Genomic DNA, 22,947 nt, shown 5'->3' on the forward strand with positions numbered 1-22,947 from the left:
TAGGGGAATCGCCAAGCTGGTTAAGGCACTGGATTTTGATTCCAGCATGCGAAGGTTCGAATCCTTCTTCCCCTGCCAAATACTGTAGAAATGACAAAGACAACCTTTTGACCCTACAAAATCTCTAAAACTATGTCCTCCACCAGCTCAGATTTATTGACTTTATTTACAGGCAACGCAAATCCGATTTTGGCGCAGGCTGTAGCCAAAGAACTAAAGTTACCACTGGGCAAAGCTTTTGTTGGCCGTTTTTCTGACGGCGAAATTCAGGTTGAGATCCAAGAAAACGTACGTGGTAAAAATGTTGTGGTGATTCAATCAACCTGTGCCCCAACAAACGACAGTTTGATGGAGCTCATGATCATGATTGATGCACTCAAGCGCGCATCAGCAAGTCGCATTACCGCAGTGATTCCCTATTTTGGATATGCCCGCCAAGACCGCCGTCCTCGTTCGGCGCGCGTGGCAATCTCAGCTCGTATCGTGGCGAATATGCTTCAGTCTGTTGCAGGCATTGAGCGCGTGCTAACTATGGACTTACACGCTGACCAAATTCAGGGCTTCTTCGATATTCCTGTGGACAATATTTACGCCTCCCCCGTTTTGTTGGCAGACTTGCAAGCGCAAAAAACACACAAAGATTTGATTGTTGTTTCGCCAGATATCGGCGGCGTTGTTCGCGCCCGCGCAATGGCAAAACAACTGGGTACTGATTTGGCAATTATTGATAAGCGCCGCCCTAAAGCAAACGTTTCTGAAGTCATGCATTTAATCGGTGAAGTAGAAGGTCGTCACTGCGTGATCATGGATGACATCATCGATACAGGCGGCACACTTTGTAAAGCAGCGGAAGCTCTCAAAGAGCGCGGTGCTAAGGGTGTTACTGCTTACTGTACTCACGCAGTTTTATCAGGTGGCGCGGTAGCTCGTATCGCCGCCTCTGAGTTGGATGAGCTCGTTGTAACTGACACTATCCCCCTGACAGCGGAAGCCTCAAAAGTCAGCAAAATTCGCCAATTGTCTGTAGCCCCATTGCTCGCTGAGACCCTGTCTCGTATCAGCAAAGGCGACTCAGTCATGTCTATGTTCGCTGAATAAGCTAAAAACGCTGTTTTACCCATTTTTAGGCTGTTTCTGGGTGTTTTTTGTCATTTATAGGTGAAAAACGCCGTTCCCACGATATAATCGAAGGCTTTTCTGTTTGGTCGCGAACGGAAATTAACCTTAAAAGGGAATTTAATATGAAAGTTGTCGCCTTTGAAAGAAGCGTACAGGGAACGGGTGCGAGCCGCCGTCTGCGCAATTCTGGAAAAACTCCAGGAATCGTTTACGGAAGCAAAGAACCAGCCTTGGTTATCGAGTTAGATCACAACGCTTTATTCCATGCTCTCCGCAAAGAAGCATTTCACTCATCCATTTTGGATTTGGAAATTTCTGGCAAAACACAAAAAGTGTTGTTGCGTGATTACCAAATGCATCCATTTAAGCCATTGGTTTTGCACATTGACTTCCAACGCGTATCTGCGACTGAGAAAGTTCACATGCGCGTTCCATTGCACTTCACCAACGCTGAAACTTCAGCAGCCGTGAAATTGCAAGGCGCTGTTGTAAGCCACATCCTCAATGACATCGAAGTTTCTTGCTTGCCAGCAGACTTGCCAGAATTCATTGAAGTGGACTTAAGCAAAATTGAAGTAGGTCACTCAATTCATGCGAAAGACGTTACTTTGCCAAAAGGTGTTTCATTGGTATTGCACGTTGAGCAAGAAAACCCAGTGATCGCAAACGCACGTATTCCAGCTGTTAAGGCCGCTGAGACTGAAGAAGCTGCTCCAGCAGCCGCCGCAGCTCCAGCAGCCGCGCCTGCTGCCGATGCTAAGGACAAAGCTTAATAAATTAAGCTTTACCTATGTATCTAAAGCCCGCGCAAGCGGGCTTTATTTTTTCCAGCATTCTTTTCTTGGTTTTTTTGTAGAAACTGTTTTATATCTTTAAACTCCCACCATGAGCAAATTAATTGTTGGCCTTGGCAATCCTGGCGATGAACATAAAGAAGATCGGCATAACGCCGGCTTCTGGTTTGTCGACGCCCTAGCTAAACACTTAAATGTCCGCTTTGAAGCTGAAAAACGCTTTCATGGAAAAGTGGCTAAAGCAAAGTGGGAAGGAGAAGATCTTTATCTTCTAAAGCCGACCACGTATATGAATTTGAGTGGGCAAGCGGTTGGCGCCCTTTGTCGTTTTCATAAGATCAGCGCCGAAGATATTTTGGTTGTTCAAGACGAGCTTGATTTAAAGCCCGGAACTGCTCGACTGAAACTAGGCGGGGGCACTGGGGGCCACAATGGCCTCAAAGACATTCAGGCGCACCTTGGAACCCCTCAATATTGGCGATTGCGCCTTGGTATAGGTCATCCACGAGATTTGGCTGGCGATGGCCGCCCAATGGATGTAGCTGACTATGTTTTGCGCAGACCTCAATTAGTCGAACAAAAACTCATTGAAGCGAGCATTGAAAATGGTCTGCAAATATTGTCGCTATTTTTGAAAGGCGATCCCCAGACCGCTATGATGGAGCTTCACTCTAAAGCGTAGTTACTAGCTCTGACTCGCTTTTTTATTAGCTGTTAATAGCTTGAATTTCATCATTAACTGCTCTTGGGTTTCTTTGTGCTCTGGATTAAATGGAATGCAGTCCACTGGGCAGACTTGACGGCATTGGGGCGCATCGTAATGACCCACGCACTCAGTGCACTTATTGGGATCAATCTCGTAGATCTCTAGCCCCATATAAATTGCATCATTAGGGCATTCTGGCTCGCACACATCGCAGTTGATGCATTCGTCAGTGATCATTAAAGCCATACTTACTTATACCAATCTGACTTATTTTGTTTTTTGCTGTGAAGACTCAATCTTCTTCACTAACCACTTCTCCACGGAAGGGAAAACAAATTTACTAACATCGCCACCCATCGAAGCAATCTCGCGAACAAAGGTTCCCGAGATAAATTGATACTGGTCGGATGGGGTCAAGAATAATGTCTCCACATCTGGTAGCAAGTATCGGTTCATGCCTGCCATTTGAAACTCATATTCAAAATCTGACACTGCGCGTAAGCCACGCACAATCACTCGTGCATTATGTTCGCGCGCGAAATCTTTTAATAAGCCATCAAAGCCTACGACCTTCACATTTGGATAGTGCCCAAGAACTTCTTTAGCGATATCGATACGCTCTTCGAGAGTAAAGAATGGGTGCTTGCTACGACTTGAGGCAACACCAACGATAAGCTGATCAAAAATGCTGGATGCGCGACGCACCAAATCCTCGTGACCACGAGTTAAGGGGTCAAACGTTCCTGGATATACAGCTACAGTCATAAATCTCCTAAGGCTTTATCGGCTACACGCAAGAGTTTAGCCCCTTCCACTCCGAAATAGGCAGGCTTTTACCTGCCCAGCCTCTAAGTACTTTCCACAATGCCATGAAGGCAATAGGGACTCAACCTCTTCACGGGAGCGATTTGCAGGAAATTCCACATAAATTCCACCCCCCATACTGTCATCGCATATCCTACCAGCCTCTAATACCGTGCGATTCAATAAGTCCGAATCCTGAAACGGGGGGTCAATAAAAATCAAGTTGGCAGATTTATCGGGCCGCTTCCTTAGAAACTCAAGGCTATCGCCTTGCAAGATTTCTACTGAGCCAGTTGCCGGAGATGATTTCAGCAAGTCAAAATTTTTCAATAAATTTGCATGTGCCTTTTTATCTTTCTCTAAAAGAGTAACCGCACTCGCACCACGCGATGCGGCCTCAAATCCAAGGGCGCCTGTACCCGCAAATAAATCCAAGCATCTCAAGCCTGTTAAATCTTGACCCAACCAATTAAACAAAGTTTCACGAATGCGATCAGTTGTAGGGCGTAAGCCAGGTAAGTCCATTACCGAGAGCAAACGACTTCTCCAGTTGCCGCCAATAATACGGATCTTTTTTGGTGGTTCGCTCTTCAAAGATTTAGGCTTATTTATTTTGAGCTCCCAGCAAAACAATCTTCATGCGATCCATTGCGAGATATTTTTGAAAGGCTGCAGTCACCTGATCTAAGGTAACTGCCTCTACCTGCTTAGTCCAGACTTCCATCGTATCCAAAGGAAGATCATTCCAAACAATTGAAGAAACGTTATCCAATAATTTTCGGTTGTTGTCTATTCGCAATGGATAGCCATTGACTAAATTTGCCTTAGCAGCGGTGAGCTCTGGGTCAGTCGGACCCTTAGCGATGAAATTGGCAATCGTCTCGCTCATGACCTCAAGAGCCATAGATCCCTGATCGCTCTTGGTCTGCAAGCCCGCCTGGAAAATACCAACATCCTTTCCGGGAGAAAAATAACTAAAGACACTATAGGCTAAACCACGCTTCTCACGCACCTCTGCCATTAATCGCGATACAAAACCTCCGCCTCCCAAAATGTAATTACCTACTAAGAGGGGGAAGTAATCTGGGTTGTTACGTGTAACAGCAGTCATTCCCATGGCGATGTGCGCCTGTTGAGAATCAAATGGAATGGTTACCTGACGCTCGGCCAATGGCTCTACAGGAGAGCGCTGCAATTTTGGGAGCACAGGAATGGCTGGGCCAGATTGAGGAACCCTCTTTAACAAGCCTTGCACAATCTCTTTTGCTTGAGCCTGATCGACATCCCCAACAATGCTCACGATCATTCGATCGCCTCGATAAAAGCGCTTATGAAATTGCGCTAAATCAGCTGGAGTAATAGCGGAGACTGATTTAACAGATGGGCTTTCTGCCAAAGGATACTTACCGTAAACCATCGACTTAAAGCGCCGCTCCAGAACATACTCTGGCTTTGTATCTGCCTCAAGCAAACTTGTGATGGTTCGCTGTTTTTCACGAGCGACGATATTCGCATCGTAAGTTGGTGCGCTCAACATAGCAGCAGCAAGTTGGACCGCTCGATCACGCAAATCTTTTCTGCTCAAACTACGAATTCGCAAAGTGGCACGCTCACCACTTACGGATAATCCAATATTCGCGCCAAGGTCAGCAATTTCATCAGCAATTTGCGCTTCACTTAAGAAACCCTTTTCACCACGAACGCCATAAGTCATTAAGTCAGCAGTTAAATCCGCCAAGCCACTCTTACCAGCGGGATCGTAGCGATCTCCTGCATCGATGCTGATCTCAATATCCACCATTGGTAAAGACTTAGTTTGCACAAGATACGCTTTTGCACCTTTAAAAGATTCCAATTGCTCGATAGGCAAGGTCGCTTGAGCGCTGGTAAGAAGGCCAAATAAGCACAATAGGAAAACTATTCTGTGTCGAAGAAGTTTCATGGCTTGCCACCCTCCGCGCCTGACTTACGAGCCTGCGGATCTAATACAGCTATCGTCAAATGATCATCCACTAGATATTTTTTAGCAACGGCTTGCACTTGTTCAGGGGTAATCGATTGCATTCTTTCGAGTATGTAGTCGATATCTCTCCAAGAAAATCCAGCCATCTCTGTTCCACCAATCTCCATTGCCTGACCAAAAATAGAATCGCGTTTATAAATTTGTTCAGAAAGAATGCGCACCTTAATTCGCTTGAGCTCAGATTCCAAAATACCTTTTTGCTTAATCTCATCTATAGCTTTGCGGATGCTTGCTTGCACTTGATCAACCGTCTTTCCTTTAGCAAGAGTGGTGCTAATAACAAATAGCGCAGGGCCTCGAGAAATCATGTCATACCCAACACCTACATCGTTCACCACTTTTTCTTGCTTCACTAAACTGCGATTAAGCCTTGCATTGTCATAGCCATCTAAGACTGCTGTTAATAACTCGAGCGCATATGGATCTGGCTCATCCAGTTTGCCAGGCTCAAGGCGGGGGGCTTTCCACGCCATAGTCAATTGGGCGCTATCAGCTGGAGCCTTTACTTGGACTTGCTTCGCCCCTCTCTGAGGCGGCTCAATTTGAGGCTTACGAACAGGGAGGTCCTTTGTAGCCACGGCACCGTAATATTTTTCTACGCTTGCTAAAACTTGCTGAGCATTTACATCACCAGCAATCACTACAGTCGCATTATTTGGTTTGTACCAACTACGGTACCAATCGCGCGCATCCGATGCAGACATATTTTGCAAATCATTCATCCAACCAACAACTGGATGACGATAAGGTGAACTCATAAACGCAGTCGCCATTAAGGATTCGTTTAGCAAACTACTCGGGTTGTCCTCTGTTCTTAAGCGTCGCTCCTCCATCACTACTTGGATTTCTTTTAAAAATTCAGCATCATCGAAATTCAAGTTAGACATACGATCAGCCTCTAACTTAATTACTTCTTCTAATTTTGATTTCTCTACTTGTTGAAAATAGGCTGTGTAGTCACGCGATGTAAAGGCGTTCTCTCTCCCACCGACTGCGGCAACTAAACGCGAGAACTCCCCTGCTTTTACCTTATCAGTTCCTTTGAACATCATGTGCTCAAGAACATGGGCGACGCCCGTTCTGCCATTAGTCTCATCCATAGAGCCCGCGCGATACCAAACCATATGCGCTACGGTTGGCGCCCGATGATCTTCGCGCACAATCAACTTGAGGCCGTTCTTTAATAGAAATTCATGGGTATCCGATAGATTTTTATCTGCCGCCCAAGAAAGTTGAACAAATAGTAAAAATAGGAGAGAAATTCGGAGTAAATTGGAACGCATCTGCTAAATCACCATATCCCAAGAATTAAATTGATAAGATGCAAGAATTAAATTGTATCGATTATGTTTGGATTACGTAAAACCCTAGGATCTCTATTTAAATCAAACCAATTAGATGATGCTTGGTTTGATCATTTAGAAGAATCACTTATTCAGAGTGATGTGGGCTTGCCCACGACTGAACAATTGATGGCTAAGTTACGTAAAGCCGCTAAATCGGAAAAAGCATCTAGCGCTGAAGAGTTGCAATCCTTGCTGATTCAAGAAGTTGCAAGCTTGTTGCAAAGCTTGGAAACCAATCCAAACCCCTTATTTACAAGCGCCTCAAGCCATATCCCTGAAGTGTGGTTAGTGGTTGGTGTCAATGGCGCAGGCAAAACTACTACTATCGGAAAGCTCTGCAAGCTCTTTCAATCTCAAGACAAATCTGTTCTGCTAGCAGCTGGTGATACTTTTAGGGCTGCTGCACGAAATCAATTGCAAGAATGGGGTGGGCGCAACCAAGTTGATGTTATTACTCAAGAGGGTGGGGATGCGGCGGCTGTTGCACACGATGCAATCCACTCAGCAATCTCTCGTAAAAATGACATCCTGATTATCGATACCGCAGGTCGCCTTGCCACTCAAGATCACCTCATGGAAGAACTCAAGAAGGTTAAAAGGGTTATTGGTAAAGCCCTTCCGGGGGCACCACACCACACGCTATTAGTTTTAGATGGCAACACAGGACAAAATGGTTTGAGCCAAGTAAAGGCATTTCATGCCGCCTTGGGTCTTACTTCAATCATCGTTACCAAGCTCGATGGAACTGCAAAAGGGGGCGTTATTTGCGCCCTTGCCCAAACCCTCAAAGAGGGCCCCAAACCGGCAATTTTGGCCCTTGGTAAGGGCGAGGGAATTGATGATTTAGCCCCATTCACAGCAGGGCAATATTCCTCTGAATTATTTAATTAATTCAATAACTTACGGTCGATAGAAACCATTAGCACTCTCTTGACAAGAGTGCTAAAATGAAACCCTATTAACACCTCATATTTACAAAAAGAAAATGGTTCAAAAGAAATCTGACAAACCGAATTTGCAAAGGCTGCCTGTAGCGCAGGCTGCAGCGGCGTCCGCATTTCCAATGCTGCCATCCCTTGGGGTTGGCACACTCGATTCTTACATTGCGTACGTAAATCGCGTACCGATGCTCAGTGCTGCGGAAGAGTTACATCTTGCGCAGGAGTTTCGTCGCACTGAAAATGTAGACGCTGCAAAAACTTTGGTGCTTTCACATTTACGTCTGGTAGTTTCTGTTGCTCGCCAATATCTCGGCTACGGCATTCCGCACGCCGATCTTATTCAAGAGGGCAATGTTGGCCTCATGAAGGCGGTGAAGCGTTACGATCCAAGCAATGGCGCTCGCTTAGTATCTTATGCAATTCACTGGATCAAAGCGGAGATTCATGAGTACATTCTCAAAAATTGGCGCCTGGTAAAAACAGCAACAACCAAAGCACAGCGTAAGTTGTTTTTTAACTTACGTAGCAATAAGCCCACATTGAATGCGCTGACAACAGCCGAAGTGGATGCGCTTGCAAAAGCCTTGGATGTCAAAGGCTCCGACGTTAGAGAAATGGAAATGCGTCTTGCTGGCGGCGATGTTGCACTTGAAGGCGATGACAGCGATGATGAGGTGGCTTATGCCCCAATCCAATGGCTGGCCGATAATAGCCAAGAGCCGACTGAGCGCATTGCTAACGCTCAAGCCGAGGCATTACAAGGTCCTAAGCTTGATCAAGCCCTAATGGCTCTTGATGAACGCAGTCGCAATATCGTTCAATCTCGCTGGCTAGCAATGGATGCGGATGGTAACGGCACTAAGACCTTGCATGATCTTGCCGAGGAATATGGTATTTCAGCTGAACGCGTTCGCCAAATTGAAACGGCAGCACTCAAAAAAATGCGCGGCCTGCTTCAAGCGGCCTAATAAAAAAGGTTCTTTTCAGGACCTTTTTTATTACTTCATTAATTCTTTTAAATCATGTGCCAAAGTCTCCGGTCCTTGCGCATGTTTGATATAGAGACGTAAGCGTCCCTGTGGATCAAAGGCATAACTACCTGCCATGTGATCCATTGTGTAAGAGCCAGGACTTTTTCCAGGCACCTTCTTGTAATAGATTTTGAAGTCTTTCGACACCTTTTCTAAGGCGGCCTCATCTGCTGGGCGCAACCCCAAAAAGCGAGGATCAAAAGAAGGAACATACTGCTTCAAAATCGCCGCGGTATCGCGCTCAGGATCAACGGTAACAAACAAGATCTGTACCTTATCAGACTGCGGACCCAACAAAGTCATCACTTGCTGCATCTCAGTTAGGGTTGTTGGACAGATATCGGGACACTGGGTATAGCCAAAGAACATAACAACAACCTTGCCTTTGAAATCAGCCAAAGTTCTGACATTTCCATCAGGATCCAGCAAGCTGAAATCTTTTCCAAATGCAGTGCTGCCAGTGATATCGATATTTTTAAACTCTGGCTTTGGGCTACACGCGACCAAAATTATTGCCATAGCGGCAATCATAAAACTACGCAAGGCAAACATATTCATTCCAAATCATCTCAAAGGAAATAGTGGTCCATTAAAAGCGCCGCAAAGAGCAGCGATAAGTAAGTGATAGAAAAACGAAATGTCTTTTTAGCCAATGCATCGCTGTATGAAATAAATAGAGCAATCACATAAGCCAAAAATATCAATCCCAATATAACGGCTGAGACCAAATACACCATGCCGCTCATCCCATAGATATAAGGCAACAAGGTCGCCGCAATCAGAATCAAGGTGTAGAGCAAAATATTTAACAAAGTAAAGCGTTCACCATGCGTTACAGGCAGCATTGGCAAGCCAGACTGCACATAATCATCGCGACGATATAGAGCAAGCGCCCAAAAATGCGGCGGCGTCCAAACAAAAATAATCAACACTAGAAGCCATGCTTCAGCAGAGAGGCTGTTAGTCACTGCCGCCCAACCCAATGCAGGTGGCATGGCACCTGATAGCCCGCCAATCACAATGTTCTGCGGCGTTGCAGGCTTTAGTAGCCAGGTATAAATCACTGCATAACCAACAAAGGTAGCCAATGTCAGCCACATCGTCAGTGGATTACAGAAGTTCCACAAAATAATCATTCCAAGCGAACCAAGAATGATCGAAAAAAGAACAATATGAAATGGGGTTACTTCGCCAGTAGCCGAAGGGCGCCATGAAGTGCGTTTCATCTTCGCGTCAACAGCCTGCTCTATTAAGCAATTCATGGCAAAGGCTGCGCCCGCTAACAACCAAATGCCAACAATTCCACCAAAGAGAACGGGATAAGGCACCATTCCTGGTGTGGCCAAGAACATTCCAATCACGGCACAAAAAACGGCGAGCTGAGTCACTCTAGGTTTAGTTAAAACCCAGTACTGACGCCAACGCGGCATGGCCTGTTGCTCGCTTATATTTGTTGTGCTCATAGGCGCTTCCAAGAAGTCCAATAACCAATTCTGACCATGCAGAATACCAAAGCCGCAGACCCTGCTGTATGCAATAAGGCCGCCACTAAGGGCCACTGGAAGATCACATTTGAAATCCCGGTAATAATCTGTAAGCTAAGTAAGCTAAGTAAAAGCTTAGCGAAACGATTCAGACCTTCTGTTGCTGGGTTTGATTGCCGTAATATTCTCCAAGCCAAAACCGAAAGCACTATCAAAACCAAGCTTGCAAAGAGGCGATGTGCCCAATGAATGGTTTGCAAGGCTACCGGGGAAATAAACTCGCCCTGTGTGTTTAAACCAAGCTGACGCCATAGCGTAAAGCCTTCTTGCCAATTAGTTTCAGGCCAAACCGAACCTAGGCAAGTTGGAAAATCGGGGCAAGCCAACACCGCGTAATTTGTGCTCACCCAAGCACCTAAAAATATTTGGCAAAAAAGAATCGCAAAAGCAGATAGCCACATCAAGCCAGAAACAGATCTTACCCGCAGCACTCGTACTGATGAATTTTTTTCGACCCAAACTTGTTGAGCATAAGCAGTTAAAGCGGCTAACAAAAACAAGGCCAAGATTAAATGAAGACTAACAATGATGGGTTGTAATTTCAGGGTTACAGTCCAAGCACCAAAGGCGCCCTGTATACAAACCAGCAACAACAAACCCAAACTACCTAACAGCGGGCCTTTACCCAAAGACTTCAACTTAGTAAATGCCACCCCCACCTGCACCAAAATAAGAGCGCCAACAGTCATCGCTAAATAACGGTGAATCATTTCAATCCATGCCTTCATCACCGTAACAGGGCCATCCGGCAAAAGATGTTCAGCCTGTTTAATGTCTCCCAGAGCATGCAAAGGATTAGAGTTGCCATAACAACCAGGCCAGTCAGGGCAGCCCAACCCAGAATCGGTCAAACGCGTAAATGCACCAAACACAATCAAGTCGAAAGTCATAAATACCAAGACCCAATTGAGTCGCTGAAAAAGGCTATAACTAGGCCTTGTCCAAAGATAGGCGAGCGGCAAGCCTGCAAATACAACTGCAATCAAAGCTAACTCCAAAAGCAAGACAAAACTGGGCATTACAAGTTCTCGCCCTTGTGATTTAAGCGTAATAGTTTCTCCAAGTCTTTTTTAATTGCTGTAAATTCTTTTGGAGAATTAGTAACCGGGATCAACATCATCTTGTCTGGACTTGGGTCAATCAATTGAATTTGATCGCCCGCACCCTCTTTGTTAAGCCAGCTCATAAATTCAGCACGCGCCTTGGGGTCGGCTGGCAAGTCAACCACCTTGAAGCCAGCGACTTTTTCATCGTAAGCTTGAGCCACCGCGGGGTCTACTGGCTTACCGTCTGTATTGACCCATAAAAGCTGAACGCGACTGCCCTCCCTACCAACTGCGACTTTCGCTTGCCGCATCAAAAAAAGCGCTTCAATACATTTTTTATCTTCAACATGGCACTCGCCCGCGGGGCGAGCAATCAACAATGTCCATTTACCTTGCAGGGGCACATCAAACCATGATGAATTAGCTGCCTGAGTGGGATAGACCAAAGTGCCAAAGTTGGTTTTTCCACCCTCTGGCTTGATTACATAGTATGCAAAATAGGAGGCAATTACCGGCGCTGCACACGCAAGCAATAAAAACAGCATTTGCATGCGGCCTCGACGTGTCTGCGCATTAATTGCGGAAGAATCCGTCTGTGATGCTGGTATCAATAAATCTTTATCGCTCACTCTCAATCCCCATGTGCAGCACTTTGTCGCCAATATTGACGCAAACCGCCAGCCAACCAAAATACAAAACCCGCAAATGCCAAAGCAAACCACTGGAAGGCATAAGCATAATGGCGATCCACCCCAGTTGTCAGGGGAGCCCACTCTCGGACTAGGCCATCAGCAACCCCAGTCTCTTCTAGACGCAAAATAAAGGGAGCCTGTGACCAATGATGAAGCTGCCCCTCTCGCTCTAAATTAAAATTTTGCGCAATACGCGGTTTATTCACATCCACATTGGGATCTTCAGAACCTAATGCGTAAACCTTTCCCGGGTGAGTAAAAACGATGCCTTCAATATTGAGCGTCCCAACAGGAGTCTCAATGCTTGGCAATACCTCTCGATTCTCACGATTGCGTGGAGCCCAACCCCGATTTACCCAAAGCACCTCATCACGACCCTCTAGACGAAAAGGCATCATCACATAGAAGCCTGCTTGTGCAGCTGCTCCAGCACCACCCACAGGAAGAGGTTGCGGACGATTGTCTAGCCAAATGGCAGCCTCAGGAAGATATTGACCGCGAGCAATCATGCGTCGCTCACTAGCCTCTTCTAAAGTCCATGAATGAGTATTCGCATTCAATATTGGCATTTGTTGACGCGCCAACAAATTGGCAGCCAAAGCAATCTTGCCTTGAGCCCTGCTAAGTTGCCAAATCCCAGCCCCACAACCAATAGCGATCACTAATAAGGCTGATACAGTAGCAACTGCGCGCTTTGCTACCAAGGCATCGAAGAGGCTATTTTTACGATTCAAGATAAGGATTTGAAATGAAGTGGATTATTCCTGTTGCACTACTCATGATTGTGATTAGTTTAGGCTCAGCCTTGTATTTCATGATGAAAGATCGTGGCAATAGCTCTCGAATGGTTCACTCACTGATGCTTCGTATTGGCTTATCAATTGCCCTATTCCTAGGAATTTTGTTGGCGCATTACTTTGGACTAATCGAAGCAACCGGCATCAAAGTAGGGACTAACTAAGCCGCTAACAAACAAGGGTGCTAAAAACTAAATCGGGGCTTAAGAGCCCCGATTTTTATTTCTCTTACATCCAGTAAACAGCGATGTACAAACCAAGCCAAACGACGTCAACGAAGTGCCAGTACCAAGCTGCGCCTTCAAACGCAAAATGGTGCTTAGCTGTAAAGTCGCCACGAATCATACGACGCAAGACTATTGCCAGCATTGTGCCGCCAAGGAAAACGTGGAAGCCATGGAAGCCAGTCAACATAAAGAAGGTTGAGCCATAAACACCTGAAGTCAATTTCAAATTCAGGGCATGGTATGCATGGTAGTACTCATAAGCCTGGAAGCCCAAGAAGATAGCGCCCAAAGCAACAGTAGCCGCCAAGAAGTTAACAGCCTTCTTCATATGGTTTTCTACTAAAGCGTGGTGGGCAATAGTAATCGTGACACCAGAGCTCAACAATAGGAGAGTGTTTACTGTTGGGATTGGCCATGGACCCATAGTGGTGAATTTCTCTACCAAACCAGCAGGACCATCATTAGGCCAAACAGCTTGGAAATCAGGCCATAGCAATTTACTCTCAACATCACCCATCCAAGGCATGGCAATGTTGCGGGCATAGAAAAGGGCTGCGAAGAATGCGCCAAAGAACATGATCTCAGAAAAGATGAACCATGCCATAGACCAGCGATAGGAAATATCTACGTTCACACCGTTCTTACCAGCGTTGGATTCCGCAATGGTGTCACCAAACCAGTTGTATAGAACAAATAAAACCCAAGCTACGCCAGCGAGCGTTAGAGCGCCACCCCAAGAGGTATGGTTAACCCAACCAGTCATGCCATAGCCGAAGGCGATTAAGCCAGCTGCCGCCATAGCAGGATGGCGAGACAATCCTGGGACGAAATAGTAAGGGGTTGAATTGGATGACATCGTATTCTCTCTATTCAATCAAAAAATAATCAATGGGATACAACTGCTTTCACTATCAAGAGCAGGATAGCCATAAAAATCAAGGCTCCAACAACACCCGCAATGATAATGTGCACAAAACTTAATGTAGCTACATCTTCCTGCAAACCAGATTTCTTACGCACACCCAAGAAGCCCCACATTACGGCTTTCATAGACTGCATAAAAGTACTTTTCTTTTTCTCCATCATGCGCCCTTAGTCTTTGGGGTTGTAGAGCCAGCAGGCGGCACACCAACACCCAATTCAAAGAAGGTGTATGACAAAGTGATTGTTTTGACATCTTGCGGCAAGCCTGCATCGATCACAAAAACAACCGGCATCTTTTTCATTTCATGAGCAGCCAATGTTTGCTGCTGAAAACAAAAACACTCTAATTTAGTAAAGAACTCAGTGGCACTCTTAGGCGCATAACTTGGTATCGCCTGCGCCTCTACTGTTCGCCCTAAATTATTGGTAACTTCGTAAACAATCTCGGTCATCTCACCAGGGTGAACCTCTAAAAAGTTTTTCAGAGGCTTAAACGTAAATGGTCCGCGACTGTTTGAATCAAACTCAATCGTCACCTTGCGTGAATAATCAACCTGAGTATTGCCAACCTTATTAGGACTAAATGCCCTGACCCCATAATCATTCTTGCTAGTCACCACATTGATGCCAGTTACCTTACATAAGGCTTGATACATCGGCACAAGCGCATAACCAAAGCCAAACATCATTACTGAAGCAATCAATAGCTTCAGTAAGATTTGACGGTTTGCAGACTGAGTAGTTGTCATATAAAAAGCACTTAACCTAAAACGCTCCACTTCATCACAATGCCAATGAAAAACACTACGGCAATGCTCAAAAGAATCAGCCCTAAGCGACGATTATTCGCAGCTAGGGCTTGATTAGAAGTCGATTTAAATTCCTGCTTCACGTAACTGCTCCGCACTTGGAGGAGTTTCAAAGGTATGGTGTGGTGCTGGTGAAGGAACTGTCCATTCAAGACCCTTAGCACCATCCCATGGTTTAGCAGGGGCCTTCTCGCCTTGACCACGGTAGGCTGGAAGCACCACAAACAATAAGAAGTAAACCTGAGCCAAACCAAAACCTAATGCGCCAATAGAGGCAATCATATTGAAATCAGCAAACTGTGTTGGATAGTCTGCGTAACGACGTGGCATGCCTGCTAGGCCCAAGAAGTGCATTGGGAAGAAAGTGATGTTAAAGAAAATCATGGAAGCCCAGAAATGGATCTTGCCACGAGTTTCGCTAGCCATATAGCCAGTCCACTTAGGACACCAGTAGTAGAAGCCAGCAAACATCGCGAACAATGAACCAGCCACCAACACATAGTGGAAGTGGGCAACAACATAATAAGTATCTTGAATGCCAATATCGATTGGGGCCATAGCGCACATCAAACCAGTGAAGCCACCCATCGTGAATACGAAAATAAAACCAACGGACCACAACATTGGCGTTTCAAAGGTCATCGAACCTTTCCACATTGTTGCTACCCAGTTAAAAATCTTCACGCCTGTTGGAACAGCAATCAACATCGTTGCGTACATAAAGAACAGTTGGCCAGTTACTGGCATACCTGTTGCAAACATGTGGTGAGCCCAAACGATGAATGACAAGATCGCAATAGATGCAGTTGCATACACCATGGAGCTGTAACCAAACAATGTCTTTCTGGAGAATGCAGGCACGATTTCACTGATGATGCCGAACGCAGGCAGAATCATGATGTAAACCTCTGGGTGACCAAAGAACCAGAAAATATGCTGGAACATAATTGGGTCGCCACCGCCTACAGCGGAGAAGAATGATGTGCCGAAGTGACGGTCAGTCAACACCATGGTAATTGCGCCAGCCAATACAGGCATCACAGCAATCAACAAATAAGCAGTAATCAACCAAGTCCAGCAGAACATTGGCATCTTCATCAATGTCATGCCAGGAGCGCGCATATTCAAAATGGTTACGATGATGTTGATCGAACCCATGATTGATGAAGCACCCAACAAGTGAAGGGCAAAAATACCCATATCCAAACCTGGGCCCATCTGTGCTGTCAAAGGAGCATAAATTGTCCAGCCACCAGAAGGTGCGCCACCAGGAGCAAGGAATGAGCTCAACAATAAAGTCGCTGCAACTGGAAGAATCCAGAAGCTGAAGTTATTCATGCGAGCAAAAGCCATATCGGATGCGCCAATTTGCAAAGGCACCATCCAGTTCGCGAAACCTACGAACGCTGGCATGATCGCACCGAACACCATCACGAGACCGTGCATAGTGGTGAGCTGGTTAAAGAACTCAGGGCGCAAGAATTGCAAACCTGGCTGGAACAATTCCAAGCGAATTCCCAAAGCCATTACGCCACCAGCCAATAAGCTGACAAATGAGAAGATCAAATACATCGTACCGATGTCTTTGTGGTTGGTTGCGAACAACCAACGACGCCAACCATGTGGCGTGTGATCATCATGCGCGTGGTCGTGTGCGTGATCGTGGGTAGTAGAGACTGTGCTCATTAATTACTCCGGTTTCGTTTTATCTGTATTAGTTAATCTGAATTAGTTGCCGCCACGTGCGGTAATAATTTCTTGGGTCTGAATCACTTCACCCGTCTTATTACCCCATGAGTTACGGGTATAGGTAATTACTGCAGCGATATCGCCATCAGAAATTACGCCTGCCCACTTTGGCATCGCGCCTTTACCATTTAACAAAATATTGAATTGGCCGGCTTTAGGGCCATTCACTACTTTGCTGCCATCCAAGGCAGGGAACGCGCCCGCACCTTTTCCGTTTGGCTGGTGGCATGCGGCACAGTTAGCAGCGTACACTTTCGCGCCACGCTCTTTTTGCTCTTCCAATGTGTAAACCTTAGAAGGATCATCACCTGCAGCGCCCATTTCTTTTTTCTTCTGAGCAACCCAAGCGGTGTAGTCATCTTGTGAAACTACTTTGACAACGATTGGCATAAACGCATGCTCTGCGCCGCACAACTCAGAACACTGACCGCGGAATGTGCCGATAGTTTCAGCTTTGAACCATGTATCGCGAACAAATCCAGGGATCGCATCTTGCTTAACGCCAAACGCTGGAATAGTCCATGCATGGATAACGTCATTTGCAGTAGTGATCAAACGAATTTTCTTGCCAACTGGCACAACCATTTCGTTATCGACTTCCATCAAATAAGTATTTGATTTTGGAGCGAGATTGTTAATTGCTTCGCGTGAAGTTGTGAGAGTGGACAAGAAACTAATGCCTTCGCCTTCACCTTTAATGTAGTCGTAACCCCATTTCCACTGATAACCAGTTGTCTTAATAGTGATATCGGAGTTAGTTGTGTCTTTCATCGCCACAACTGTTTTGGTAGCAGGCAAGGCCATACCAATAACAATTAATAACGGAATGACTGTCCATACGATTTCCACCAAAGTGCTCTCGTGGAATGATGCTGATTTATGTCCGAGCGATTTGCGATGCTTCAAAATCGAATAGAACATCACACCAAAAACACCCACGAAAATCAGCGCACAAATTGCGAGCATCATCCAATGTAACCAGTGGATTTCTTGCATGATTTTGGTTGCTGGGGCAGCGAAATTCAGCTGGTTTACAGCTGGGCCCCCTGGCATGTTTTCTGTTGCGCAAGCAAAAGCAGTGCCGAAGGCTGCTACTAAATAGAGCGATGCCCTAGTGACTTTTCCAAATAAATTCATCTTATTCTCTGTTTATTGTCGCGAGCACTGCAGCAAAAAACGCCACAAAATGCCCAAAATGCGGTCTCAAGCCAATACATCCAGCGGTGATTATAGGGTTAATTAGACTCAACAACAAACAGGGATAACCCCCCTCCACCCAATCTTGGTGTAGCTTAAAATGATAGTAAGCACTTACACTTAATGAGAATCTGTCCTAGTCTTGCGTCCAATTTGATTTACGTCAATATAGGCGACGCTATCTTGTGATTTAGCGAGGTGTTTTCCAAGAGCCCAAGCATGTCCATAAACGATCTCTAGAGTCAGTTTTTCGGGTAAATCGCTTATTTCAGCTTCTAAATGAGGGTTTGCATTTGCCAATTTCAAGGCCTCCACATCCCCCAATAAAAGCTGAGGCCGCTCGTAATCCAGGGTCAGATTCTCCATATCCATTACAGGGTCTGAAAATCGCTCCGCCACCAAAGCATCGCCTAAATCATGCATATCCCAAGGACTTCTTAAATTTTTGAGCTGCAAGGCACTGCCCTGTATTGCGCGCAACTCTTTTCCGGTATCAGGCCCCAGATAGCTAAATACAACAAGGCCGCCCTCACGCAAAACACGCCAACACTCCCGCAAAAATAACTTGGGATCAGTTAGGTCATGCAGCAATAAATTACTAAACACCAAATCTACAGAATTATTAGGAATATCGAATTTATTAGAAGCATGAACATGTGCAAGCGCACTTGTTTTTGTGACTCTAAATATTGATTGCCAATTTGCACGGGCTTTTGCAATCCACAATTGCAGTCTTGAAGATTCATCTTCAATAACACTATGAATGCGCGCATGTGGAAAACGCTTTGCTAGCACGGCATGGTGATTTCCGGGATAGTCTGGAATCACCAAAATATCTCGAACATCCAGCTTCACGATGTCGAGTTTTTGCAGCATGCGATCTGCAATTTCATCTTGTAACCATCTGATGGATTGGGTCATTGGATCAGTATACTCAGCGCCCCATGCGATTTCTAGAGAATCTTATTCAATCAATCAGCGAGCATGTCCTGCCAACCGCATGCATCGTTTGCCAACAATTTCAATCCGCAAGTATTTGCAATCAATGCCTGCTAGCTATTTATCACAATAGTCTTTTACATTATGAATGCTGCTATCAATGTGGAATTCCACTGCAATTCATAGAAGTTAGCCAACATCAATGTAATGTCTGCATTGCACAAGCACCCTCATTTGATCAAACGATTTGTCTTGATCGTTATAACGGCCTCCTTCAAGAAGCGCTTCATCAATTTAAGTATCAAAAACGTCTTGCTTTTGCGCATGGACTGATCAGCGCTTGGAATGCATTGATTGCAAATGAAATAGATGATCGATCAATTGATTATTTACTCCCCGTTCCATTGAGTCAGAAAAAACTAATTGCGCGCGGCTTCAACCAAAGCTGGGAGCTTGCAAAAAGAATTCAGTGCGGTAGCCACATACAGAAATTACCTTATGCACTGAAACGATTCCATGATGTCGAGCATCAAGCAGCTAAAAATTACTCTGCGCGGCAACATGACATACGCCAGATGTTTTATATTGACACTAAAGATGTTGAAATCCTTAAAGGTAAATCCGTTGCTGTTTTTGATGATGTTATGACAAGCGGTGCAACATTAAATGAGATTGCACGCACCCTCAAAATGATTGGCGTTACTCGGGTAAGTAATTGGGTCCTATTAAGAACCACTAAACTGGGCATATGAGCTGAACCCATGAGCTACATAAAGTAAAGAATTCGTATGTTTAATATCGTTTTATTTGAACCAGAAATTCCACCCAATACAGGCAACATCATTCGCTTGTGCGCCAATACGGGAGCAAAACTTCACCTCATAGAGCCCCTAGGTTTTCCAATGGAAGATGCGAAGTTAAGGCGCGCTGGATTGGATTATCACGAATTTGCAAGCATTGCGGTTCACCGAAATTGGGCCGAATTCCTCAAGAATGAATCTCCTGAGCCACAACATCTATTTGCCTTAACCACCAAAGGTAGCAGCAAGTTTCATGAGGGTAAATTTCAAGCGAATGATTATTTTATTTTTGGCTCTGAAACAAAAGGTATTACCGATGAAGTTCGGATTTCCATTCCCACCCAAAATCAATTGCGCCTAGCAATGAAGGACAACAGTCGTAGCCTAAATCTTTCTAATACTGTAGCAATTGTTGTTTATGAAGCATGGCGCCAAAATGGATTTGTAGGCGGCAAGTAAGAGAAATTACGATTCAATTTTAGGATCACGTCCCATCAATTTTTTAACAGCATCTTCAGCCTGAAGCTTGCCTGCCAATACATCACCCATCATGGCAGTGATAGGCATCTCAACATTTAATCGCTTTGCAAGATCTCCTACCGCAGCGGCACATAAAACACCCTCTACAACATGCCCTAAATTTGCCAATATTTCATCAAGAGACTTTCCTGATGCCAACTCAAGGCCAACTCGTCGATTGCGAGAAAGATTCCCTGTAGCGGTCAAGATTAAATCTCCAACGCCAGTAAGCCCCATGCAGGTCTCTGATTTACCGCCCGCAGCTTTTACTAAGCGCATCATTTCAGCCAACCCACGCGTTAATACGGCTGCGCGCGCATTTAAGCCGAGATCTAAGCCATCGCCAATACCAGCGGCAATCGCTAAAACGTTCTTAACCGCGCCACCTAACTCAACACCAATTAAATCGTCGCTTGAATAAACGCGCATATTGCCATGATGAAAAGCGGCTTGAACAATTTTGCAAAGGCGTTCAGATGAACTAGCAACTGTTAACGCACAAGGCATTCCAGAGCCAACCTCATGAGCAAAACTTGGGCCTGATAATGCGCCATATGCATGTTGGATACCGTGGCTATGAAGTCGATCTTCACGCTCAACCACTTGATGCGGCAATAAAGCTGTTGTGGGTTCTAATCCTTTGCAGAGCCAAACAATATTCAATGGATGGTCGGCTATCTTAAGAACCCGTGCAATAGTTTCTGACAAACCTGACATGGGAGTCGCAACCACCAAAAGATCATCAACACCAAGTCTTTTTACAGCCGCATCAAAATCACTTTCAAGGTGAAGACGCTTTGGCAAGGAGATGCCAGGTAGGTAAGCTTGGTTTTCGCCACTCTGGGCAATTGCTTTTAACTGATCCGCACTTCGAGACCACAAGCAAACATCTTCTTCACGCAGCTGACGGGCAGCTTGAGAGGCCATTGCGGTCCCCCATGCGCCAGCGCCAAGCAGTGTCACTTTCATGATTCGTGACTTACCTGGGAAATTTAATTGGGGAGAATGATTTTGCTCTCATCAGCACCATCATTTTCAGAGCTAGCTGCAGCCTGCTGTGCCTGCATTAATCTGTGCTCATACATGCCATGGAAATTAATTTCGTTCAGATGAATTGGTTGAAAGCCAGCACGGCTGATGACATCAGCCATATTTGAACGCAAATATGGGAACAAAATGGTTGGGCAAGTAATGCCTAACATTGGATCTACTTGCTCAGCGGGTATATTATTAAATTCAAAGATGCCGGCTTGGTTGGCTTCAACCAAGAACAATACCTTGCCCTCAACTCGGGATGTCAAGGTAGAGCTCAAGGACACCTCAAACAACTCATCATTAATTCTCTTTACAGCAATGTCCACTTCGATTTGTACTTGCGGCTCAGCTATTACCAAGAAAATTTCAGGAGCATTTGGTTGCTCAAGAGACAGGTCCTTCAAATAGATTCGCTGAATACGAAATGATGGATCTTTTGATTCAGAATTTGCTGCACTAGGCGCAGAAGATTGTTCAGTCATTACAAACTTTCTTAATGTTTATCTATTAAACCAATAATGGGTCAAGCTTACCAGCGCGATCCAAGGCTACTAAATCATCATATCCGCCAACATGAGTGTCGCCAATATAGATTTGTGGAACAGTCCGTCGACCCGTTCTCGTCATCATCGTTTCACGTTGAGCAGGATCACGATCAATCAAAATCTTTTCTAAATTAGTCACACCCTTCTTTACCAATAGCTTCTCAGCCATCACGCAATATGGGCAAACTTGTGTGCTGTACATTGTTACTTGAGGCATATTACTTACCTTGCTTTACCAAAGGAAGAGCAGCAACCTTCCATGCCTGTACCCCACCTTCCAAAATGCCCACCTCAGAAAATCCAAGACTTTTCACTTGCGCAATAGCCTTACGCGAATGAGAGCCGGTATCGCATACCAAAACGACTGGATGCTTACGATCTAACTTCATGCCCTCAATCGAGGCAGTTAGGCCGGAAGCATTGGCTAATTTTGCACCTGGCAAATGGCCCGCCTTATAGGCATCTTCAGAGCGTAAATCCAGAACATATGCCTTGCGACGATTAATCCAAATAGTGGCCTCTGTCGGCGATAAGCCTTTGCCGCTAATAAGCGTAGATAATGTAGGCAGGAAAAGCGCGGCGCCCGATATTAGTAACAGGGCGATAAGCGCTAAATTGTCAATTTGCGTGAGAAAGTTCATCATCAGATTATAGAATGGCTCTATGAAACAACTTGTCCTTATTCGTCATGGCGAATCCGCCTGGAACCTTGAAAACCGCTTCACCGGCTGGGCGGATGTTGACTTAACCCCAAAAGGCACCGAACAAGCACTAGCGGCTGGTGAAAATCTTCGAAAAGCAGGCTATGAATTCGATATTGCCTACACCTCCGTTTTAAGACGCGCCATTCGCACCCTTTGGCATGTACAGGACACCATGGACCTGATGTGGATACCGGTGGTGCATAGCTGGAGATTAAATGAGCGACATTACGGTGCGCTCACTGGCTTAAATAAAGCAGAGACTGCTGCCAAGTATGGTGATGAACAGGTTCACATTTGGCGACGCTCATACGATGTGCGCCCACCACTTCTAGAAATGGATGATGAACGCAATCCAAAAAATGATACACGCTACTCCAAACTCAATCCTTCTGATATTCCTCTTGGTGAGTGCCTGAAAGATAATGTTGAGCGCGTATTACCACTTTGGAATGAATCTATTGCTCCCGCACTAAAAGCAAACAAACGTGTATTGCTTGTTGCGCACGGCAACAGCATTCGCTCCTTAATTAAATACCTTGACCAAATGTCCGATGAAGCCATCATGGAAATCAATGTACCGAATGGCGTACCTCTAGTTTATGAATTAGACGATAACCTCAAGCCAATACAACATTTCTACCTGGATTAAACCCTGA

Annotated in this window: 30 protein-coding genes and 1 tRNA gene; 10 read left to right on the plus strand and 21 right to left on the minus strand. The window is 45.3% G+C overall.

The window, feature by feature from the left end; genetic code table 11:
• Position 1: 1 nt before the first annotated feature.
• The 4 genes from DCO17_RS09605 to pth all read left to right on the plus strand — a co-directional run bounded on the left by DCO17_RS09605 (position 2) and on the right by pth (position 2,595).
• Positions 2 to 78: transfer RNA gene (locus tag DCO17_RS09605), tRNA-Gln, on the plus strand.
• Between the two features lie 54 nt (positions 79 to 132).
• Positions 133 to 1,098, plus strand: a complete 966-nt coding sequence (locus DCO17_RS09610) for a ribose-phosphate pyrophosphokinase (protein WP_173956498.1) — start codon at positions 133 to 135, stop codon at positions 1,096 to 1,098.
• Between the two features lie 143 nt (positions 1,099 to 1,241).
• On the plus strand, positions 1,242 to 1,892 hold the full coding sequence (locus tag DCO17_RS09615) for a 50S ribosomal protein L25/general stress protein Ctc (protein ID WP_173956499.1): 651 nt from the start codon (positions 1,242 to 1,244) through the stop codon (positions 1,890 to 1,892).
• Positions 1,893 to 2,004: 112 nt separating this feature from the next.
• A complete protein-coding gene (pth, locus tag DCO17_RS09620; protein WP_173956500.1) occupies positions 2,005 to 2,595 on the plus strand; it encodes an aminoacyl-tRNA hydrolase in 591 nt (196 codons plus the stop codon).
• A gap of 3 nt (positions 2,596 to 2,598) precedes the next feature.
• Here pth and DCO17_RS09625 read toward each other — a convergent pair whose 3' ends face one another.
• The 5 genes from DCO17_RS09625 to DCO17_RS09645 are packed head-to-tail and all read right to left on the minus strand — an operon-like array spanning position 2,599 to position 6,729.
• Positions 2,599 to 2,865, minus strand: coding sequence for a YfhL family 4Fe-4S dicluster ferredoxin (locus tag DCO17_RS09625; RefSeq protein WP_173956501.1), 267 nt, complete (start codon positions 2,863 to 2,865; stop codon positions 2,599 to 2,601).
• Positions 2,866 to 2,886: 21 nt separating this feature from the next.
• The gene (coaD, locus tag DCO17_RS09630; protein WP_173956502.1) at positions 2,887 to 3,384 is read right to left on the minus strand and encodes a pantetheine-phosphate adenylyltransferase; all 498 of its coding nucleotides are present in this window, start codon (positions 3,382 to 3,384) and stop codon (positions 2,887 to 2,889) included.
• Positions 3,385 to 3,420: 36 nt separating this feature from the next.
• Positions 3,421 to 4,017, minus strand: a complete 597-nt coding sequence (gene rsmD / locus DCO17_RS09635) for a 16S rRNA (guanine(966)-N(2))-methyltransferase RsmD (protein ID WP_173956503.1) — start codon at positions 4,015 to 4,017, stop codon at positions 3,421 to 3,423.
• 10 nt (positions 4,018 to 4,027) lie between these two features.
• On the minus strand, positions 4,028 to 5,365 hold the full coding sequence (locus DCO17_RS09640; protein WP_173956504.1) for a M16 family metallopeptidase: 1,338 nt from the start codon (positions 5,363 to 5,365) through the stop codon (positions 4,028 to 4,030).
• Complete coding sequence (locus DCO17_RS09645) at positions 5,362 to 6,729, minus strand: M16 family metallopeptidase (RefSeq protein WP_173956505.1); 1,368 nt, start codon at positions 6,727 to 6,729, stop codon at positions 5,362 to 5,364. The genes DCO17_RS09640 and DCO17_RS09645 overlap by 4 nt, the downstream gene beginning before the upstream one ends.
• A gap of 63 nt (positions 6,730 to 6,792) precedes the next feature.
• Here DCO17_RS09645 and ftsY point away from each other — a divergent pair, with 63 nt between their 5' ends.
• On the plus strand, positions 6,793 to 7,683 hold the full coding sequence (gene ftsY / locus DCO17_RS09650) for a signal recognition particle-docking protein FtsY (RefSeq protein WP_173956506.1): 891 nt from the start codon (positions 6,793 to 6,795) through the stop codon (positions 7,681 to 7,683).
• Between the two features lie 94 nt (positions 7,684 to 7,777).
• Positions 7,778 to 8,701, plus strand: coding sequence for an RNA polymerase sigma factor RpoH (gene rpoH / locus DCO17_RS09655; protein ID WP_173956507.1), 924 nt, complete (start codon positions 7,778 to 7,780; stop codon positions 8,699 to 8,701).
• Between the two features lie 30 nt (positions 8,702 to 8,731).
• Here rpoH and DCO17_RS09660 read toward each other — a convergent pair whose 3' ends face one another.
• The 5 genes from DCO17_RS09660 to DCO17_RS09680 are packed head-to-tail and all read right to left on the minus strand — an operon-like array spanning position 8,732 to position 12,780.
• The gene (locus DCO17_RS09660) at positions 8,732 to 9,322 is read right to left on the minus strand and encodes an SCO family protein (protein ID WP_173956508.1); all 591 of its coding nucleotides are present in this window, start codon (positions 9,320 to 9,322) and stop codon (positions 8,732 to 8,734) included.
• 11 nt (positions 9,323 to 9,333) lie between these two features.
• A complete protein-coding gene (gene cyoE, locus DCO17_RS09665; RefSeq protein WP_173956509.1) occupies positions 9,334 to 10,227 on the minus strand; it encodes a heme o synthase in 894 nt (297 codons plus the stop codon).
• Entirely contained in the window at positions 10,224 to 11,327 is a 1,104-nt protein-coding gene (locus tag DCO17_RS09670; protein ID WP_173956510.1) for a COX15/CtaA family protein, read from the minus strand. The genes cyoE and DCO17_RS09670 overlap by 4 nt, the downstream gene beginning before the upstream one ends.
• Positions 11,327 to 11,983, minus strand: coding sequence for a redox-active disulfide-containing membrane protein (locus tag DCO17_RS09675; protein ID WP_173956511.1), 657 nt, complete (start codon positions 11,981 to 11,983; stop codon positions 11,327 to 11,329). The genes DCO17_RS09670 and DCO17_RS09675 overlap by 1 nt, the downstream gene beginning before the upstream one ends.
• 2 nt (positions 11,984 to 11,985) lie before the next feature.
• Positions 11,986 to 12,780 carry an SURF1 family protein gene (locus DCO17_RS09680; protein ID WP_254598761.1) on the minus strand — a complete coding sequence of 265 codons (795 nt, stop codon included), beginning with the start codon at positions 12,778 to 12,780 and terminating at the stop codon, positions 11,986 to 11,988.
• A 14-nt stretch (positions 12,781 to 12,794) separates the two neighbouring features.
• Here DCO17_RS09680 and DCO17_RS09685 point away from each other — a divergent pair, with 14 nt between their 5' ends.
• On the plus strand, positions 12,795 to 13,007 hold the full coding sequence (locus DCO17_RS09685; protein WP_173956512.1) for a twin transmembrane helix small protein: 213 nt from the start codon (positions 12,795 to 12,797) through the stop codon (positions 13,005 to 13,007).
• A gap of 64 nt (positions 13,008 to 13,071) precedes the next feature.
• Here DCO17_RS09685 and DCO17_RS09690 read toward each other — a convergent pair whose 3' ends face one another.
• From DCO17_RS09690 to DCO17_RS09715, 7 genes are all read right to left on the minus strand, one after another.
• Entirely contained in the window at positions 13,072 to 13,926 is an 855-nt protein-coding gene (locus DCO17_RS09690; RefSeq protein WP_173956513.1) for a cytochrome c oxidase subunit 3, read from the minus strand.
• Positions 13,927 to 13,955: 29 nt separating this feature from the next.
• Entirely contained in the window at positions 13,956 to 14,153 is a 198-nt protein-coding gene (locus DCO17_RS09695; RefSeq protein ID WP_173956514.1) for a DUF2970 domain-containing protein, read from the minus strand.
• The gene (locus tag DCO17_RS09700; protein ID WP_173956515.1) at positions 14,153 to 14,743 is read right to left on the minus strand and encodes a cytochrome c oxidase assembly protein; all 591 of its coding nucleotides are present in this window, start codon (positions 14,741 to 14,743) and stop codon (positions 14,153 to 14,155) included. The genes DCO17_RS09695 and DCO17_RS09700 overlap by 1 nt, the downstream gene beginning before the upstream one ends.
• Before the next feature lie 11 nt (positions 14,744 to 14,754).
• The gene (locus DCO17_RS10520; RefSeq protein WP_254598762.1) at positions 14,755 to 14,886 is read right to left on the minus strand and encodes a cytochrome oxidase small assembly protein; all 132 of its coding nucleotides are present in this window, start codon (positions 14,884 to 14,886) and stop codon (positions 14,755 to 14,757) included.
• On the minus strand, positions 14,870 to 16,489 hold the full coding sequence (ctaD, locus tag DCO17_RS09705; protein ID WP_173956516.1) for a cytochrome c oxidase subunit I: 1,620 nt from the start codon (positions 16,487 to 16,489) through the stop codon (positions 14,870 to 14,872). Before ctaD ends, DCO17_RS10520 begins: the two co-directional genes overlap by 17 nt.
• Before the next feature lie 42 nt (positions 16,490 to 16,531).
• The gene (gene coxB, locus DCO17_RS09710) at positions 16,532 to 17,689 is read right to left on the minus strand and encodes a cytochrome c oxidase subunit II (protein WP_173956517.1); all 1,158 of its coding nucleotides are present in this window, start codon (positions 17,687 to 17,689) and stop codon (positions 16,532 to 16,534) included.
• A gap of 180 nt (positions 17,690 to 17,869) precedes the next feature.
• The gene (locus DCO17_RS09715; RefSeq protein ID WP_254598763.1) at positions 17,870 to 18,670 is read right to left on the minus strand and encodes a class I SAM-dependent methyltransferase; all 801 of its coding nucleotides are present in this window, start codon (positions 18,668 to 18,670) and stop codon (positions 17,870 to 17,872) included.
• A gap of 23 nt (positions 18,671 to 18,693) precedes the next feature.
• On the opposite strand from DCO17_RS09715, the gene DCO17_RS09720 reads away from it, so the two are divergent.
• Entirely contained in the window at positions 18,694 to 19,440 is a 747-nt protein-coding gene (locus DCO17_RS09720) for a ComF family protein (protein ID WP_173956786.1), read from the plus strand.
• A 36-nt stretch (positions 19,441 to 19,476) separates the two neighbouring features.
• Positions 19,477 to 19,947 (plus strand): tRNA (uridine(34)/cytosine(34)/5-carboxymethylaminomethyluridine(34)-2'-O)-methyltransferase TrmL, encoded by a 471-nt coding sequence (trmL, locus tag DCO17_RS09725; protein ID WP_173956518.1) that lies wholly within the window; start codon positions 19,477 to 19,479, stop codon positions 19,945 to 19,947.
• 6 nt (positions 19,948 to 19,953) lie between these two features.
• On the opposite strand, the gene DCO17_RS09730 is transcribed toward trmL, so the two are convergent.
• From DCO17_RS09730 to DCO17_RS09745, 4 genes are read right to left on the minus strand one after another with little or no spacing between them, the layout of a single operon-like run.
• Positions 19,954 to 20,976: an NAD(P)H-dependent glycerol-3-phosphate dehydrogenase gene (locus tag DCO17_RS09730; RefSeq protein WP_173956519.1), complete on the minus strand. Its 1,023-nt coding sequence runs from the start codon at positions 20,974 to 20,976 to the stop codon at positions 19,954 to 19,956.
• Positions 20,977 to 20,999: 23 nt separating this feature from the next.
• Complete coding sequence (gene secB / locus DCO17_RS09735; RefSeq protein WP_173956520.1) at positions 21,000 to 21,524, minus strand: protein-export chaperone SecB; 525 nt, start codon at positions 21,522 to 21,524, stop codon at positions 21,000 to 21,002.
• A 25-nt stretch (positions 21,525 to 21,549) separates the two neighbouring features.
• Entirely contained in the window at positions 21,550 to 21,804 is a 255-nt protein-coding gene (gene grxC / locus DCO17_RS09740; protein WP_173956521.1) for a glutaredoxin 3, read from the minus strand.
• A 1-nt stretch (position 21,805) separates the two neighbouring features.
• The gene (locus DCO17_RS09745) at positions 21,806 to 22,231 is read right to left on the minus strand and encodes a rhodanese-like domain-containing protein (protein ID WP_254598764.1); all 426 of its coding nucleotides are present in this window, start codon (positions 22,229 to 22,231) and stop codon (positions 21,806 to 21,808) included.
• Positions 22,232 to 22,250: 19 nt separating this feature from the next.
• Here DCO17_RS09745 and gpmA point away from each other — a divergent pair, with 19 nt between their 5' ends.
• Complete coding sequence (gene gpmA, locus DCO17_RS09750) at positions 22,251 to 22,940, plus strand: 2,3-diphosphoglycerate-dependent phosphoglycerate mutase (protein ID WP_173956522.1); 690 nt, start codon at positions 22,251 to 22,253, stop codon at positions 22,938 to 22,940.
• Positions 22,941 to 22,947 lie beyond the last annotated feature (7 nt).

Origin of the sequence: Polynucleobacter tropicus, from assembly GCF_013307225.1 — a bacterium.
In the GTDB taxonomy this organism is placed as follows: Bacteria; Pseudomonadota; Gammaproteobacteria; order Burkholderiales; family Burkholderiaceae; genus Polynucleobacter; species Polynucleobacter tropicus.

Excerpts from the sequence above, each read along its gene's own strand:
- DCO17_RS09610 (WP_173956498.1), top strand. The coding sequence starts at position 133 with ATGTCCTCCACCAGCTCAGATTTATTGACTTTATTTACAGGCAACGCA.
- DCO17_RS09615 (WP_173956499.1), top strand. The coding sequence starts at position 1,242 with ATGAAAGTTGTCGCCTTTGAAAGAAGCGTACAGGGAACGGGTGCGAGC.
- pth (WP_173956500.1), top strand. The coding sequence starts at position 2,005 with ATGAGCAAATTAATTGTTGGCCTTGGCAATCCTGGCGATGAACATAAA.
- DCO17_RS09625 (WP_173956501.1), bottom strand. The coding sequence starts at position 2,865 with ATGGCTTTAATGATCACTGACGAATGCATCAACTGCGATGTGTGCGAG.
- coaD (WP_173956502.1), bottom strand. The coding sequence starts at position 3,384 with ATGACTGTAGCTGTATATCCAGGAACGTTTGACCCCTTAACTCGTGGT.
- DCO17_RS09640 (WP_173956504.1), bottom strand. The coding sequence starts at position 5,365 with ATGAAACTTCTTCGACACAGAATAGTTTTCCTATTGTGCTTATTTGGC.
- DCO17_RS09645 (WP_173956505.1), bottom strand. The coding sequence starts at position 6,729 with ATGCGTTCCAATTTACTCCGAATTTCTCTCCTATTTTTACTATTTGTT.
- ftsY (WP_173956506.1), top strand. The coding sequence starts at position 6,793 with ATGTTTGGATTACGTAAAACCCTAGGATCTCTATTTAAATCAAACCAA.
- rpoH (WP_173956507.1), top strand. The coding sequence starts at position 7,778 with ATGGTTCAAAAGAAATCTGACAAACCGAATTTGCAAAGGCTGCCTGTA.
- DCO17_RS09660 (WP_173956508.1), bottom strand. The coding sequence starts at position 9,322 with ATGAATATGTTTGCCTTGCGTAGTTTTATGATTGCCGCTATGGCAATA.
- cyoE (WP_173956509.1), bottom strand. The coding sequence starts at position 10,227 with ATGAGCACAACAAATATAAGCGAGCAACAGGCCATGCCGCGTTGGCGT.
- DCO17_RS09670 (WP_173956510.1), bottom strand. The coding sequence starts at position 11,327 with ATGCCCAGTTTTGTCTTGCTTTTGGAGTTAGCTTTGATTGCAGTTGTA.
- DCO17_RS09685 (WP_173956512.1), top strand. The coding sequence starts at position 12,795 with ATGAAGTGGATTATTCCTGTTGCACTACTCATGATTGTGATTAGTTTA.
- DCO17_RS09690 (WP_173956513.1), bottom strand. The coding sequence starts at position 13,926 with ATGTCATCCAATTCAACCCCTTACTATTTCGTCCCAGGATTGTCTCGC.
- DCO17_RS09695 (WP_173956514.1), bottom strand. The coding sequence starts at position 14,153 with ATGGAGAAAAAGAAAAGTACTTTTATGCAGTCTATGAAAGCCGTAATG.
- DCO17_RS09700 (WP_173956515.1), bottom strand. The coding sequence starts at position 14,743 with ATGACAACTACTCAGTCTGCAAACCGTCAAATCTTACTGAAGCTATTG.
- ctaD (WP_173956516.1), bottom strand. The coding sequence starts at position 16,489 with ATGAGCACAGTCTCTACTACCCACGATCACGCACACGACCACGCGCAT.
- coxB (WP_173956517.1), bottom strand. The coding sequence starts at position 17,689 with ATGAATTTATTTGGAAAAGTCACTAGGGCATCGCTCTATTTAGTAGCA.
- DCO17_RS09715 (WP_254598763.1), bottom strand. The coding sequence starts at position 18,670 with ATGACCCAATCCATCAGATGGTTACAAGATGAAATTGCAGATCGCATG.
- DCO17_RS09720 (WP_173956786.1), top strand. The coding sequence starts at position 18,694 with ATGCGATTTCTAGAGAATCTTATTCAATCAATCAGCGAGCATGTCCTG.
- trmL (WP_173956518.1), top strand. The coding sequence starts at position 19,477 with ATGTTTAATATCGTTTTATTTGAACCAGAAATTCCACCCAATACAGGC.
- DCO17_RS09730 (WP_173956519.1), bottom strand. The coding sequence starts at position 20,976 with ATGAAAGTGACACTGCTTGGCGCTGGCGCATGGGGGACCGCAATGGCC.
- secB (WP_173956520.1), bottom strand. The coding sequence starts at position 21,524 with ATGACTGAACAATCTTCTGCGCCTAGTGCAGCAAATTCTGAATCAAAA.
- grxC (WP_173956521.1), bottom strand. The coding sequence starts at position 21,804 with ATGCCTCAAGTAACAATGTACAGCACACAAGTTTGCCCATATTGCGTG.
- DCO17_RS09745 (WP_254598764.1), bottom strand. The coding sequence starts at position 22,231 with ATGATGAACTTTCTCACGCAAATTGACAATTTAGCGCTTATCGCCCTG.
- gpmA (WP_173956522.1), top strand. The coding sequence starts at position 22,251 with ATGAAACAACTTGTCCTTATTCGTCATGGCGAATCCGCCTGGAACCTT.